General features: G+C 62.4%; 11 protein-coding genes. 4 read left to right on the top strand and 7 right to left on the bottom strand.

The features are described from left to right. Nucleotides 1–84: 84 nt before the first annotated feature. Entirely contained in the window at nucleotides 85–531 is a 447-nt protein-coding gene (locus tag ACELLULO517_RS15160; protein ID WP_227308254.1) for a hypothetical protein, read from the top strand. A 3-nt stretch (nucleotides 532–534) separates the two neighbouring features. Here ACELLULO517_RS15160 and ACELLULO517_RS15155 read toward each other — a convergent pair whose 3' ends face one another. The 4 genes from ACELLULO517_RS15155 to ACELLULO517_RS15140 all read right to left on the bottom strand — a co-directional run bounded on the left by ACELLULO517_RS15155 (nucleotide 535) and on the right by ACELLULO517_RS15140 (nucleotide 6,915). Continuing rightward, entirely contained in the window at nucleotides 535–993 is a 459-nt protein-coding gene (locus tag ACELLULO517_RS15155) for a hypothetical protein (protein WP_227308253.1), read from the bottom strand. Continuing rightward, nucleotides 990–1,712 carry a glucosamine-6-phosphate deaminase gene (locus ACELLULO517_RS15150; protein WP_227308252.1) on the bottom strand — a complete coding sequence of 241 codons (723 nt, stop codon included), beginning with the start codon at nucleotides 1,710–1,712 and terminating at the stop codon, nucleotides 990–992. Before ACELLULO517_RS15150 ends, ACELLULO517_RS15155 begins: the two co-directional genes overlap by 4 nt. Nucleotides 1,713–1,902: 190 nt before the next feature. Continuing rightward, nucleotides 1,903–3,102 (bottom strand): low temperature requirement protein A, encoded by a 1,200-nt coding sequence (locus ACELLULO517_RS15145; RefSeq protein WP_227308251.1) that lies wholly within the window; start codon nucleotides 3,100–3,102, stop codon nucleotides 1,903–1,905. Nucleotides 3,103–3,135: 33 nt separating this feature from the next. Beyond that, nucleotides 3,136–6,915 (bottom strand): glycosyltransferase, encoded by a 3,780-nt coding sequence (locus tag ACELLULO517_RS15140; protein WP_227308250.1) that lies wholly within the window; start codon nucleotides 6,913–6,915, stop codon nucleotides 3,136–3,138. A 313-nt stretch (nucleotides 6,916–7,228) separates the two neighbouring features. Between ACELLULO517_RS15140 and ACELLULO517_RS15135 the strand changes: the two genes are divergently transcribed. Then, a complete protein-coding gene (locus ACELLULO517_RS15135; protein WP_227308249.1) occupies nucleotides 7,229–7,978 on the top strand; it encodes an OmpW/AlkL family protein in 750 nt (249 codons plus the stop codon). 107 nt (nucleotides 7,979–8,085) lie between these two features. Here the strand turns inward: ACELLULO517_RS15135 and ACELLULO517_RS15130 are convergent, their stop codons facing one another. Then, entirely contained in the window at nucleotides 8,086–9,363 is a 1,278-nt protein-coding gene (locus ACELLULO517_RS15130; RefSeq protein WP_227308248.1) for a DUF1254 domain-containing protein, read from the bottom strand. 596 nt (nucleotides 9,364–9,959) lie between these two features. Here ACELLULO517_RS15130 and ACELLULO517_RS15125 point away from each other — a divergent pair. Both ACELLULO517_RS15125 and ACELLULO517_RS15120 read left to right on the top strand, forming a co-directional pair. After that, the gene (locus tag ACELLULO517_RS15125) at nucleotides 9,960–10,388 is read left to right on the top strand and encodes a lipid-binding SYLF domain-containing protein (protein ID WP_227308247.1); all 429 of its coding nucleotides are present in this window, start codon (nucleotides 9,960–9,962) and stop codon (nucleotides 10,386–10,388) included. 10 nt (nucleotides 10,389–10,398) lie between these two features. Further along, complete coding sequence (locus ACELLULO517_RS15120; RefSeq protein ID WP_227308246.1) at nucleotides 10,399–11,316, top strand: hypothetical protein; 918 nt, start codon at nucleotides 10,399–10,401, stop codon at nucleotides 11,314–11,316. A 111-nt stretch (nucleotides 11,317–11,427) separates the two neighbouring features. Here the strand turns inward: ACELLULO517_RS15120 and ACELLULO517_RS15115 are convergent, their stop codons facing one another. Beyond that, a complete protein-coding gene (locus ACELLULO517_RS15115) occupies nucleotides 11,428–12,741 on the bottom strand; it encodes a DNA recombination protein RmuC (protein WP_227308245.1) in 1,314 nt (437 codons plus the stop codon). A gap of 54 nt (nucleotides 12,742–12,795) precedes the next feature. Next, nucleotides 12,796–14,604 carry a PHA/PHB synthase family protein gene (locus tag ACELLULO517_RS15110; protein ID WP_227308244.1) on the bottom strand — a complete coding sequence of 603 codons (1,809 nt, stop codon included), beginning with the start codon at nucleotides 14,602–14,604 and terminating at the stop codon, nucleotides 12,796–12,798.

Raw genomic sequence — 14,604 nt, 5'->3', positions numbered from 1 at the left:
TTGGGCTAGGCACAGCGATCCCTTATGGAGCAAAGCTCGATAAGAAGTTCGATTCACTCTATCGGCTTTCTGGGGAAGCGCGTCATGAACTACCGTCCGATCGCAATGCTCGCTCTGCTTGCTGGCCCACTCGCTGCCTGCGCCGGTTCTGGCCCGCAGGTCTATCCCCAGCCCTATATCAGCAAGGCCACCGCCGTTCAGGTAACGCCCGAGAGCCAGGCCGCCTTCAAGGCGCGCACGATCGTGACGCCGCCGCATGGCAAGGTGCAGGATCTGGCCGAAGCCTATATCGCGAGTTCAGTCGCGCATCCGAGCAGCGCCAAATTCACCGGCGCGTTCGAATCGGACGGCAAAAGCGTGGCGCTCTGCGGATTCGTGACCTATCGCGACAAGCACAATACTCAGACCGCCTGGCGCCCCTTCTTTGTGGAATGGACGTCCCATCACACCAAAGGTGTCGATGCACCCTATTACGATCCCGACGAGGAGCTGGCTAAGCTCTGCGGCCCGATGACGCCGCCGGCCGAGTAACCCTCACGGGTTAACTGCTTTCCAATACTCGGCAAAATAGCCCTGGGCGTCTAAGGCGGCCGGGCTGCTGGCCAGGGCGCGGCCGTCAGCGCAGCGCCATTGGTAGAGGCTGTCATGGCCGGCCACATAGGCCGGTACGACATCCGATTGCGGGTTGGCCGCGCAATATTGAGTGACGGCCGGCAGGCTGCTGGCCGCATTCGCCTTGCCGCAGGGAAGATTAGCGCCCAGGCTGCAGAGCAATGGCTGCCCTGCCGCACAGCGGAAAACCGTCATGCGGGTGACGACATCAGCCGGCATCTGCGTATAGCCGAAGCTTGTGCGCGCCATGTCGATCAGCCTTTGCGGCAGCGGTCGCGGCGCCGCATCGGTCTCGGTCGGACCGCAGAGCGCCATATTGGCGGCCAGCGCCGGCATGGCGCTCAGCAGCAGAAAGCCGACCGCCGCAACCATCGGTTTCATGCCGGGCGCAAGGCCTCATCCGCCACCAGGATCAGATCGGGATGGCCGCATAGCGCCGTCACCGGCCAGGCCGGATCCGTTTTGCCGGCAAGCAGCATGGTGAGCGCTTCCGCCTTCGCGGCGCCCGAGACCATCAGCAGAATACGCCTCGCCGAGCGCAGCATGCCGATACCCATGGTCACGCCCTGGCTCGGCACCGTGAATCCGTCCTCGAAATAGGCAGCGTTGGCGGCCCGCGTCTCGTCCGTCAGCGGCACGATATGGGTGCCGTCGGTCCAGGCGACGCCCGGCTCGTTGAAGGCGATATGACCATTGCCGCCAAGGCCCAGGATCGCCAGGTCCAGCCCGCCACGCGCGGCAACCGCCGCGTCATGGGCGCGGGCCTCGGCCGCGATATCGCCTGCGTCACCTTGCAGCAGGCGGATATGGTCCGCCGGAATCAGGGATGCGTCGAGAAAATACCGGCCTAGAAACGTCGCAAAGCTGTGGCTGTCGGCCTGCGCGACACCGACATATTCATCGAGATTGAAGTAATAGCCCTGGCCGAGATCGACCTCGCCTTCCGCTTGCAGGGCAAGCAACTGCCGATAGAGCCCGACGGGCGTCATGCCGGTCGGGAGCGCGATCGCCGGTGTGTCGATTTCGGCCAGACAATCAACCACATGGGCCGCCGCCCGCGCGGCAAATTCCTCTGGTCCTGCCGTCCATTCGATCTGCATAAAATCCCGTCCCAAAAATCCGATGGCATCCGATAGCGCGTCTTCTAGAGCGTTTCCTGCTCGCTTACACTCGCAGATACCGCTCTAGATTATTGTTTTTGCGAGCATCTTCACACAGTCAGATGATTCCATCTGACTGTGATCTGCTCTAGCGATGCCGGGCCGCCTCATCAAACCGCGCCGGCTTGTCTCAGCGCGACATCGGCCGGCGGTAGGACCGGCTTTCCCAGATCGCGACGACGATCAGCACACCGCTGGTCGCCAGATTGACGGCCAGCATGCTCTGCCCCGCCGACCACAAAGCGACCACGATCATGAGAGCAAGGCCGACCAGATGCGACAGTGGTAGCCGCCCGATAAGCGCCTGTTTGAATGCGATATTGCCCATCAGAAACAGGATGGGTGCGCCGAGCAGGACAAGCAGCGCCGGCGCACCGGCGGGCTTGCTGGCTTCGGCCAGGGTCATCTCGTCTCCGACAGCCCCCAGAATAACGGCCGCGACGATAATCGCATGAACATAGGTATAGAGGACGCGCGCGATGCGCCCCGGATCCTCGGCACGCGCGATATGCTCGCTACCGCGCTCGGCCCCGGTATCGAAATAGATCCACCACATGGCGGCCGTCGCCAGGAAGGCCGCGAGAAAGCTCCACAGCACGGCGGGCGACCAGGCGGTTTCAAAAAACGTCGCGCCCGTCACGGTGATCGACTCACCGAGCGCGATCAGCACGAAGCCTGCACAGCGTTCCGCCAGATGCGCGCCGTCGATATCCCAGTCCGATGTGACGGACCGGCCCAGCACCGGGACCCAAAATCCGGCCCAGGCGGAACCGAGATCGAGGGCGAGCGCCAGCAGCCAAAGCACAAAACGCAGATCGCCGCCCGCCAGGCCGCCCGCGATCCACAACACCGCGGTCGCCGCCATCCAGATGGTGATGCGCAGAAAATTTCGGAAATTGCTGCGGCTGCGGCCATACAGCGCCCAGAGCATGAAGAGCGAACGCCCGACCTGCATGACGGCGTAGCACAATGCGAAGACAAGACCGCGCGCGCCGAAGGCATCGGGAATGGACGCCGCCAGCACAAGCCCGCCCAGCATCAGCGCCAGCAGCATCAGGCGCACGGGCGGCCGGTCCGGGTCCAGCCAGTTCGTGACCCAGCTGGTGTCGATCCAGATCCACCAGATGGCTCCGAACAGCAGCAGCGTGTGCAGGGCCTTCGTGCCGGTGGGCTCAGGCAGCAAGCTGTGGGACAATTGGGTCACGGCAAAGACGAAAACGAGATCGAAGAAAAGCTCGATATTCGTCACCCTCTGACCGGCCGGATTATCCCGGCGGCGAGAGAGATCCTCGCGCGGGGCAAGGAAGCGTTTGGTCAAAGCTTGCAGCAATACCTAAACTCCGGTGTCGGAACCGGAGCAAGTTTAAGCCCGGCCGGAGGAAAGCACACGCCTCTTGGAGGTTGGCTTGACGGGTAAACTCTCCGCATCTTGCTCTTGCGGCGGCGAGATTGCCTTGCTCGGTCTGGGATTGCCTGAACTGGCCTGGCCCCAGGTCGCCTGCGAAGCGGCGATGGCCTCCAGCCCAGCGCGGCGCGACCCGGCCTGGGCCGCCAGCACGCCGTCGCGCAGCAGCGCCTCTCGCCCTTGCGTTGCCATCGCCAGCCGCAAATCCGGGCGCCGAATAAGCTGGGCCAAGGCGTGGTACCACTGCGCCTCATCGGCGGCGAGAAAGCCGCCGGCTTCGATGCCCTCAAGGCTCAGCGGCTGCGCCAGCGGCAGGCCCTCGCCAGAATGATAGGCCGCCATATCGGACGCGACCGTCGGCAGGCCCAGCGCCGCGTAGTCCAGCATCTTGATCGAGGATTTGCAGCGATTGAACGGCGTATCGACCAATGGGGCGAGACCGATGGCCCAGGGCTCGCGCCGATGCCGCTCCATCAGCCAGCCGACGAAGGCCGGATAGGAGAGGCCGGCCCGGCGTGGCACGACCACCCGGTTGACGAAGGACGGCAGCTCTCCCGGACCTGTGACGCCGACAAGGTCGACCGCGATCCGGTCCCCGAAAGTCTCATGCAGACGTCGAAGCACCGGCAGAATGAGGTCGAGATCCGCGCCATGGGTCGCCGTGCCCATATACAGGATGCGCACCGGCCCCATCTGCACGCCGGCCGCCGCGAGAGCCGCCATCTCCGGCTTGCCTTGGTCCCCCAGCCCGAGCGACCAGAGCTCTTCATCCAGACCGTTCGGAACGATATCGATCGCAGCCCTTCCCCCCGGCACCAGCGACACCAGCCGCTCCGCCAGGCGGGCGGTCGAGACATGCACGCGGCTCACCCCGGACAGAAGCGTGGCAATGCCGGCCGCCAGGGGCCTCAGTCGCTCTGCTTCGGGATGGTCGGCGGGGAGATCCACAAGATCGTCGTCCAGATCATAGAGCAGTGGCGTCCTGCTATTGCGGGCATGGACCAGCAGCCGCCGTGCAGATTCCTGATCCGGCACGGCGAAGCGCTGCGCCATCAGGATATCGGATTTGAGACCGAGCGCTTCCTCGGCCGAGGCCAAGGTTACCTCGATATCCCGTCCCGCCGCCGCATGCGTCAGCGGCAAGAGGCCGCGAATATAAGTGCAACCGCTCAGCACGCCGATATCAAGCCGTTCCGGCACCAGCACTACCGAAAGCTTGCCATCCCGCCGCAAATCGACCGGCATGCGCGACTTGGACGCGCGTATGGCCGGGGCCGAAAGCGGCGCCTGATAGGCACCATCGTAATAGCTCGGCCTTAGCGGCGCGGGTGGCGCCTGCCGATCATCCGTCCGCCCGCGCGGGGCCTGGCTCACCCTGGCCAGGGTCGACAAGGCAGCGATCACCTGCTCGGGCATCGTATCGGGTGCGATCATCCGCGCGCGGGGATGGCCTGCCAGACGCGGGCGAAACGCGCCTATGTCTGACGCCAGGATCGACCGGCCGGACAGGATGGCCTGGGTCAGCGTATAGCTCCAGGTCTCAGGCCAGGTCGCCGGAAACCAGATCACATCCGGGTCGACCCGGTCGATCAGCGCCGGCAGTTCGTCGGCCTCGTAAGCGCCGGTTTCGCTCAGCACCGCGCGCGCGGCCTCAGGAATACCGCGTTCGGACTTGCCGATCAGGGTGATGGCGAGACGGTCGGCGGAGGCCAGTTCCGCCACCGCCAAAACGTTTTGCGCGCCCTTATGGTCGGCAAGCACGCCGAGCACGGCGACACGCAGAGGCCGGGTCGCCGCACGGGCCCGGATGGGCTTCGGTTCAGGCTTGGCGGTCGGGCATGGCGGCACAAGCTCGGGCATCGCTTCCAGCGGCGCCAGCACGGCGCGGCTGGCGAGGCCATATTTCGCCAGCCTTTCGATGCTGTCCTCGGTCGCGCAGAGCACGCGATCCGCGAGCCGGAACAGCCAGGCATGTTCCGCCCGCCAGCCCGCAATATCATGCGCGGCCGTATCATCGCGGGTCTGGATGCAGCGGTTGCAGACAGCGGCGGCAGGTTCGCCGCAGCTTGGCCCATCCGCCATAGGCAGCAGATTGATCCGCGGGCAAATGCCGAACCAATCATGCACCGTGACATCGAACGGCACGTCGAGCGCGCGGATCAATGCGCGCAGATCAAGCTTCAGATTGATCCAGTGTTGCACGTGAACGCGGGCGATGCGTAAGGGCGCCAGCAGCGACAGCACATCCTTCAGCACCGCATCCTGGGCGGCAAGGTCCGCCAGATCGGGATCTTCGATCTCGGTCTTCGGCAGCGGAATGACGTATTCCGGATGATCGGCCGCGGCCGGTACGGCCAGCGCTACGCCGCGCCCATCGGTCGTGGCGCGCACAACCAGAACATTGGCGCGCCCCAGGCAGCGCAAGGTCAGATCGCGGATATATTGGCCGATGCCGCCGTCATAGATGTGCTGCACCATCAAGACGGTCGGCAGGCCATTGGTCGCGAAAAGCTGCAGCGTGGTCGCAACGCGGAAAGGCAGCGCCTCATCCAACCGCAAATGCAGACCGACGCGACGCTGATAGTCAGGCCAGCGCGCATGCAGCAGCGCCGCATTGGCCGCGCGTTCGGGTACATGCTCCCCGAAACTCACCTCGCCGCGATGATAGACGAAGAGGTCGCAGGCCAGCAGATGCCGCCAGCCGGCGGCATTGGCGCGCATGCAGTAATCGCTTTCCTCGCCGTAACCGCGTCCGAAGGTCTTGGCGTCCAGCACCCCCAGCTCGTTCAGCGCATCGCGGCGGAGATACATGCAGAAGCCGACCGTCGTCGGCACGGGGACGGCACGGCCGGCATTGGCCGCGGCACAGGCGTCGTCGATCGCCTCCAGGCTTTCGCCAAAGGGTAGCGGCCCACCGGGCACACCGGGGTAGGAGCAGAGCGTCGCATTGTTCGACAAGGGCGAGACGCTGGCGACCTTGGGATGGCTATAGGCCTGCCCCGCCAGGCGGCTCAGCCAGCCGGATGGTACCGCCGCGTCGGCGTTGAGCAGCACGACATCGCGGTTGCCCGCTTCCTTGATGCCGCGATTGGCCGAAGCGACAAATCCGCGATTGCGCGGGTTGCGCAGTAGATGGATGAAACGCCGCGCGGCGAGGCGATCGAGATAGCGCGAGAGTTCGGGTTCAGGAGAAGCATCGTCGATGACGACGATGCGGTGAAGCAGCCCCGGACGTCCGGGACGACGGTCCCGCAACACGCTGCGCAGGCAATTGCGCGTTTCCTCAAGCCCACGATAGACGGGGATGACGATATCGACCGCGACCTCGGCCGGCGGCTCGTGGAAGACACCGCGCGACGGCATGGCCTGGGTGATGGAGAAAGGGCGTCGGGTCGGCAGGCCCAGCGCCTGACCGACGTGCAGATGATAAAGGAGTGGCTCCTCAGCCGCTTCCGGCACCTGACTGGCGTAGAAATTGACATCGAAATGCGGATGCGGGTCACGCCCCTCCTGCGCGCCGAAGGTCGCGTAGTGATGCAGGGCCGTGATCCCGGATTCCATAACATCCGGATTTTGCAGCAGATACCAGGTGTTGGAAAAGAAAGCGTTGGGGTCGCGTCCTTCGTAGACACCCCAGCTTACATAATGGTGCAGCGGATCAACCCCGGCACCGCGAACATCAGCATAGGTTTCGAGGTAGAAGGCCGCGTCGAAGTAGCGGACGTCGATCTCCGCCAATAACGCTTGAAACTTATCGGTCGTCAGAACCGCCTCCAGCCTCGAAAATCGGGTCGCTCATTAGCCCAGGCCGGCAAAAAGTACTTATCGTTTGGTCAGGAATAGCCCTGAACAGGCTGGTAGCTTCTATTTCACTAATCTTTAGCAAAAAGGCCCTGGCTCGCAAGCCGCCCTCCCGGCTTAGGCTCTTAATCCCTTGCGTTTCATGCTGAACCATCCCTGGCCGGAAGACTAGTCGTGCAGGGCTGCATTGCACCGCAGCATAAGGCTGCTTTGCGCTCGATCAAGGCTTTTCGCCCCGCCGGCTGACTTCATGCCCAGCACGGACAACGTGATGGAGGATCGCATGAAGCGGTGGAGCATATTGGGGTTGGGTGCGATCGCGGTCGCGCTGCTCGGAGCCTTTCCCGATAAGGCGAAGGCCCAGACAGTCAACCCGCAGCAAGCGACCCAGAATTCGGGCATCGGCTTTTTCAGCCCGGCGCCGTCACCGTTGAAGGCCGGGACTTTTGAGACCAGCTTGAGCGTCATCGGCGTGATCCCGGAGACATTCTCCAGCAGTATCAGCCCCATCGGCGGCAATGTGAATGCCAGCGGCGGCGTCTCGCCCGAACTGACCCTCACCTATTTTCTCACCAACCACTGGGCGTTGCAGGCGATTGCGGCCAGCACGCATCATCGGATTTCCGCGGGTGACACCGCACTCGGCCATGTCGATGTCGGCAATGCCTGGGTGCTGCCGCCGACCCTGACGCTGCAATACCATTTCCTGCCCGATGACCGTTTCAGCCCCTATCTCGGCCTCGGCGTCACCGTCGCCTTCTTCTATGCGAGCGATCCGGCGACACCGACCGTGCAGAAGTTCAGCCTCAGCACGACTGCCGGACCGACGCTCGATATCGGCTTCGACTACAATATCGCTGACCATTGGTTTGTGAATGTCGATGCGAAGCAGATGTTCATCAACACGACAGCGGACATCGACAGCGTCGCCGGCCGTGTAAAGGCCAAGACAGCCCTCAACCCCACAGTATTCGGTGTCGGTTTCGGCTACCGGTTCTGAGGGTCGAGAGGCGGGCCGGAATAACAGGGGATTCCGGCCCGCTTTTTTCGGCCTTGGCCGTTAAATCTCATGAGCGCAAGCGTCTGTTCCCGCACAAAGCTCTAGCGTCAGTCGATGCGCGCGAAGTCGCCCGGCTTCCAGCTTTTGTCGAACCAGGGCTGCAGCGGCCCGTAAAGGCGCAGAAGCGTGTTCCAGCCCTTTCCCGGCATTGTCTGAACCCAGTTGCTGGCTTCTCCCACGGGGGCTTGCGGGCCGAACCACACCGTCACCGATCCGTCGGCATTGGGCTTGATGCCGGGGTGATTGCTGTCGATCCCGGCCGATTTCTGGTCGGTCTCCAACAGGGAACGCGTCTGGTTGTCGTAAACCGTGAAGGACCAGAATTGCTTCGCCGGAACCGGTCCCGGCAGCGTGATCCTATACGTCTTGCCACCGTCGAGATAGCGGCCCTGGGAGTCGCGCACCGAAACGGCATAGGCAGAGCCCGTACCCGGCGCCGGGGCGGTCATGGCCGGGGTGACGCCGGTGGCGTAGTAGTGAAACAGCGTGCGCGCATCCAGCATACGCTCAGCACCATCGGCGAATTGAAAACTGCCGCCGAAGAAGGGCGTGAACCATTGACGATCGGGGTAAAGCTTCGTCCGCGCGTCACGCGACGCGAACAGGATGGCACGTGCTGTCGCGTTGGCGACCGCCGCCGCATCCGTGAGAATGGCCTTCATCCGCGCGTCCGGCGCGAAGGGCTTGCCCTTCTTGATGCCGATCGAGGCGAATAGCCCGACCGTTTCCGGATCGACGAAATCGGCCGGTTCGTGCTGCACGACGGCGTTCAGTTCTTCATAGAAATGGAAGTCGTTCGCATGAACCGTATTGAATTTGAGGCCTGACGTATTGACGAAGACCGTAGCGGGAGGGTTCGCGCTTGATGACAGCGGGTAAATCCGCGCGTGCGATTTGACGCTGGCGACAGCGGCCGCGATATCCCCGCCCTGCACGAAGGCGCGGAAGAACATCAGCACCGTATTGCTATGCGGCCGAGCAACGAAATAGCCGTCAGACGCGAGACTGCCGCTATATCCGGGTGGAACGAACAGATACTGTCCGCCCTTGCCCTGGTCCGGGCCTCTCAACCCTATATCCGTCACCCATTTGAAATAGGCATCATCGGCAGGCCCCAGCACATTGGGGGGAACCTGCACGACGACCGGCCCTTGCGTGAGATCAAGGCAGGTGAAGCCATAGACGGTCGTCGCATTCGCCGTCAGAAATAGCGACCTTGCATCCATCAGATCCTCGGTCACACCGAAGGCCTGGTTCGGTTTGACGCCGACATGACTGAGGCCTTCGCAAATCGCGTAGACCGAGGCCGCAGGCATGCCGGTCATAAACGCCTCGACGGCCCTGGAAAAATCCAATTGGTCGTAGACCAGCTGCACTGTCCTCTCGTCGGGCGCACCATCCGTAAACCGAAGAGTACCAATGCGCGTCTTGACTGTGTCAGGGGTCAGGATCGAGGATGGGACATCTGCCGAATAGGTCGGATGCGTCTCGCTCTTTGCCAAAGCCGATGTGGCTGCAAACGCCAAGGCTAGCACCGCCACTGCCGAACCAAGCTTTTGTCTCATCGTTCGTGAGCCCTCTTCAATGAAGCCCGAGCGAGCGGACTTTTCTTATCAGCAGATGCTTATTGATCTAAATCGTAAATTGCCATGACGCAACTTTGCGCAGGGGCCTATTCGCCACTAGCCAATTCCATTCGACACAGGATATAAACGACATCGTAACTGCATTGATTCTCTGTATATTTTATTTGGAATAAGTTTGATCTAAGATCACTACGACTGGTGATCGAATGGGGAAAGCGATGCTCATTGATAGACGGTCATTCGTTGCCGGGCTCGCTGTCTTGGCGCCCGCGAGCGCTGCCTTTGCCGCGACAGGGCAGGCCGACCCACAGGAGGATCGCGCTGCTCTGGCAGCCTTGAGCAAGCTGACCCGAGAGAACGCGGCGGCACGAAAGCTGGCGGCAAAGGCGACTGCCGTTTTGATCTTCCCCAAAATCGTGAAGATCGGCTTTGTGCTCGGCGGCGCTTATGGCGAAGGTGCGATGATCCAGCAGGGCCGCGTCACCGGTCATTATAGTTCTGCCGCCGCGTCCTACGGATTGCAGGTTGGCGCGCAGTGGTTCGGCTATGCCCTATTTCTGATGACCGACACAGCACTCAGCTATCTTGATAAATCATCCGGATTCGAGATCGGCGTCGGCCCGAGCGTCGTCGTGGTTGATGCAGGGATGGCCAGGAAACTGACGTCAAGCACGATCACCCAGGATATCTACGCTATGATCTTCAGCCAGAAGGGACTGATGGCGGGGCTTGGTATCGAAGGCTCGAAGATCACAAAGCTCTAGGCCCTTGCTCGTGCCGACCTTGATCACACGCCGATCCCGAAGCCCTTGCCGTTTCCGCCTGCGTGGTTCGCTGCTGCTCTGCACGGCCGCCGGTTTGTTTTCATTCGCCCCGCACAGCCGCGCCCAGGTGGCATCAGTATCACCGACACCGATCCAATCCACACAAGGGTGGAGCTTTTCGACGACACCTTATGCCTGGCTGCCGCGGGTATCGAGCACCTATAGCTACACGGGATCTCGTGTCGGCAGCGTCACCAATACAGTCAGTTCCGGTATCGGAGACTATCTGTCGCAACTCAATTTCGCCCTGATGGGCGGGGCCGAGGCGAGATACGGACGCTTCACCCTCATGACCGATCTCGTCTACGCCAATGCCAGTATCACGAGTTCGGACAGCCATATCTCCTCGGTCAATCTCGGGTCGGGACCGATCTATGTCCCCCGAGACCAGCAGCTTGAAACCGGAACGCGACTGGCGACGACGATCTGGTCGGTTGCCGGCGGCTACACGCTGCTGCAGGGCGATTGGGGCAATCTCGATGCCGTTCTTGGCATGCGCAAGCTATTTATCGGGGCCAGCAGCAACTACACGCTGGCCGCCAATGTCCAAGGCCCCAATCAGACCGTGGCGCTGTCGCGTGATGGACGGCTCACGTTGAATGCGTCGCATGTCGAAGGCATCGGTGGCGTGACAGGGCGCATCAACATTCCGAACAGCAATATCTATTTCCCTTTCTACGTCGATGCAGGCGGCGGGTCTGTGCCGTTGACGTGGCAAGTCTATGGCGCTGTCGCATACAAAACGACAAACTGGCTCGATCTATCTCTGGGCTATCGCTTTCTGGCCTTTGACGGCGGCAGCAAGACGAGCGGGGTTGAGAGGCTGGACCTCGGCGGCGTCATTCTGGCCGGAAACATTCGTTTCTAGATCGTGTTCTATTCGCTTACGCTGCTCTAGATTATTGTTTTTGCGAGCACCTTCACCCGGTCAGATGATTCCATCTGACCGTGATCTGCTCCAGGGGTTTTTCACGAGGCCCTAGCCTTCGGCGTCGTCCTGCTCCAGCGCAGGCAGGCTGGCGTCGAGTTCGAGAAGCTCATCCGCCCGCGCGCCTTCGATCGATTCCAAACCGCGCAGCTTGCGATTGACCTGCCGCGCCCGCGTGCGCGCGGCCTCGATGGTATTGGACATGCTCGACGCATTCTTGGCGAGTTTGCCGAGCACAGCATCCATCTTCATCATTTCGGTCTTGGTGGCGCCCAGCAGCGCGCGGATCTGATCCGCCTTTTCCTCCAGCGCCAGCGTGATATGGCCGAGTTGGACGGTGCGCAGCAACGCCGGGAACAAGCTGGGGCCCAGGATCATGACGCGACATTCCCGGCTCATCTCCTCCAGCAGACCGGGCACGCGCGCGACTTCCGCGTAAAGCCCGTCGGTCGCGAGGTAAAGCACGCCGAATTCCACCGTCACCGGCGGGTTGATGTATTTTTCGTAGATCTTGCGGCTTTCATCCCGCAAGCGCCGTTCCAAACCGCGCCTTGCCTGCTTTTCACCCTCGGCGTCACCGGCCTCGGTTGCAGCGATCAGACGCTCGTAATCCTCGACCGGGAATTTCGCATCGACCGGCAGCCAGACGCGCGCGCTGCCGCGCATAGGCATGGCGACCGCGAAATCCACCATATCGTCGGTGTCTTCCCGCAGTTTGCGGTTGGCCTCAAAACTGCCGGCGGGCAATACATCTTCCAGCATCGCGCGCAGCTGCGCCTCACCCCAGCCGCCGCGCGTTTTGACATTGGTGAACAGCCGCTTGATATCGCCGATCTGTGCCGTCACCGCCTGCACATCACCCAGCGCCTTCTGCACGGCGGTAAACTGATCAACGACGCGGGCGAAGCTCTGCTCCATCTGTTTTTCGACAGCCGCGTGCAGTTGTTCATTCACCGTCGCCTGCATCTCAGCCAGGCGCTTTTCGTTGCTTTCGCGCAGTGTCGTCAGCTGCAGGTCGAGTGCAGCGGCGATGCGCCGCTGCTCCTCGACCGCGGACAGTCGCATCGTATCCATCGACGCGCCGACCGCCGTCGTCGCCTGGGTGATCTGTTCGAAAGCGCGGGTCAGCGCGCCGGTCGTGCCGGTCTGGATGGCGCCCGTCAATCCGCGCTCGGTCGCCGCGATCTGGCTGCGCGTGGTGTCGGACTCGGCACGGATGCCGGCCAGGATCTGCTCGGCCTGCAAACGCAGCTTTTCGGCCGCCTGCTCGCGCGCCTGACCGCCCCCACGCGCCGTGACAAAGGCCAGAAGGCCGAGGCCCAGGCCGATCAATCCAAGAACGAGCGCGATGATGTCAGAGGTCATAGCGCCTCTTACCCAGACCGGCCGCCCCCGTCACCCTCCGACTGCGGCGGAGCGTCAGCCCGTCACCTTCACATACGACCCAGGCGCGTCCTCGATCACCGTCACATTCGTGCCCACCTCGCGCGCCGGCACAGTTTCGGGCGAAAGCTTGGCAATCCAACGCTGCCAGTCCGGCCACCAGGACCCCGCGATCTCGGTCGCCATCTCCTCCCAGGCGTCCGGGCTTTCGGGCGTCGATGACGCTACCCAATGGCTGTATTTGCCCGACTCGGGATGATTGACGACGCCCGCGATATGGCCGGATGCGGCCAGCACGAAGCGCTTGCTGCCCTTCATATATTTCAGCCCCTGATAAGTCGATTTCCAGGGCGTGATATGGTCTTCGCGCGCTGCCAGCATATAGATCGGCAGGTTGACGCGCGACAGGTCAATGGGCACGCCGCACAGGCTGACGCCGCCGGCATCCTTCAGCGCATTCTTCTGATACATGCTGCGCAGATAGAAACTATGCATGGCCGCCGGCATGCGCGTGCTGTCGCTGTTCCAATAAAGAAGATCGAAGGGGAACGGCTCATTGCCGAGCAGGTAGTTGTTGACGACGAAAGACCAGATCAGGTCGTTGGCGCGCAGCATGTTGAAGGTCTGCGACATTTCGCTGCCTTCCAGAAAGCCGCGCTTATTCATGCGCTCTTCCAGAGCCTGGATCTGCTGCTCGTCGATGAAGACGCCCAGCTCCCCCGCCTCCGAGAAATCCAGCAGCGTCACCAGATAGGTCGCGGATTTGATGCGGCGATCCTTTTTGACCGCCATCCAGGCGAGCGTCGAGGCCAGCAGCGTGCCGCCCAGGCAATAGCCGATGGCATTGATCTCCCGCTCGCCCGTGACCTGCTCGATCGCGTCGAGTGCCGCGAGCACGCCTTCCGTCATGTAATTCTCGAAATCCTTGGCCGCCAGCTCTTCGTCCGGATTGACCCAGGAGACCATGAAGACCGTATGGCCTTGGCTGACCGCCCAGCGCACGAAACTGTTCTTGGCGCGCAGGTCGAGAATATAGAACTTGTTGATCCAAGGCGGAATGATCAGCAGCGGGCGCTTCAGCACCGTCTCGGTCGCCGGCGCATATTGGATCAGCTGCATCAGCGGCGTCTGCCAGACGACCTTGCCCGGCGTCGTCGCGATATTCTCGCCCAGCCGGAAGGCTTCCTGGTCCGTCATGCGGATGCGCAGCTTGCCGCGCCCCATCTCCAGATCCGTCAGCAGATTGGTCAGGCCCTTGAGCAGATTCTCGCCGCCCGTCTCCACCGTCCGGCGCAGCACTTCGGGGTTGGTGAGGACGAAATTGCTCGGGCTCAGCGCATCGACGAACTGGCGCGAATAGAAATCGACCTTCTGCGCGACCTTGGGGTCCAGCCCATCGACGTCCTTGACCACGTCCTGCACGAAACGGGCGGAGAGCAGATAGCTCTGCTTGATGAAGTCGAAGATTTCATTGTCCTGCCAGGCGCCGTCCTTGAAGCGGCGGTCGCGCGGGTCGGCGGCGATGACGGGTTCGGTATCCAGCCCCATGATGCGGCGGGTCGTATTCTGCCATAGCGCCATATAATCATGCCACAGCCCCATCTGCGCCTGCATGAGCCGGGCCGGGTTGGCCATCAGCTTGGCCGTCATCTCCAGGAACGCCGCGCCGATGTTCAGCGGATCGGTCTTGCCGGCCGCAACGCCGGCCTTTTCGGCGTTCTGGCGCTTCAGCCAGCCGATCATGATGCGCTGGGATCGCTCGGCGATGTCGGTCATGGTACGTCGGACAAGCTCGGGGTCAGGCAGGCGAATGTCTTGCTGGTCCGGTTTCTCGCTATCCGCCAT

It is taken from the genome of Acidisoma cellulosilyticum (assembly GCF_020621385.1).
In the GTDB taxonomy this organism is placed as follows: domain Bacteria; phylum Pseudomonadota; class Alphaproteobacteria; order Acetobacterales; family Acetobacteraceae; genus Acidisoma; species Acidisoma cellulosilyticum.
Note: the sequence above shows the minus strand (reverse complement) of the source record. Positions and strands in the feature narration are given on the sequence as shown.

Excerpts from the sequence above, each read along its gene's own strand:
- ACELLULO517_RS15130 (WP_227308248.1), bottom strand. The coding sequence starts at position 9,363 with ATGACCGGCATGCCTGCGGCCTCGGTCTACGCGATTTGCGAAGGCCTC.
- ACELLULO517_RS15155 (WP_227308253.1), bottom strand. The coding sequence starts at position 993 with ATGAAACCGATGGTTGCGGCGGTCGGCTTTCTGCTGCTGAGCGCCATG.
- ACELLULO517_RS15160 (WP_227308254.1), top strand. The coding sequence starts at position 85 with ATGAACTACCGTCCGATCGCAATGCTCGCTCTGCTTGCTGGCCCACTC.
- ACELLULO517_RS15135 (WP_227308249.1), top strand. The coding sequence starts at position 7,229 with ATGCCCAGCACGGACAACGTGATGGAGGATCGCATGAAGCGGTGGAGC.
- ACELLULO517_RS15150 (WP_227308252.1), bottom strand. The coding sequence starts at position 1,712 with ATGCAGATCGAATGGACGGCAGGACCAGAGGAATTTGCCGCGCGGGCG.
- ACELLULO517_RS15110 (WP_227308244.1), bottom strand. The coding sequence starts at position 14,604 with ATGGCGGATAGCGAGAAACCGGACCAGCAAGACATTCGCCTGCCTGAC.
- ACELLULO517_RS15115 (WP_227308245.1), bottom strand. The coding sequence starts at position 12,741 with ATGACCTCTGACATCATCGCGCTCGTTCTTGGATTGATCGGCCTGGGC.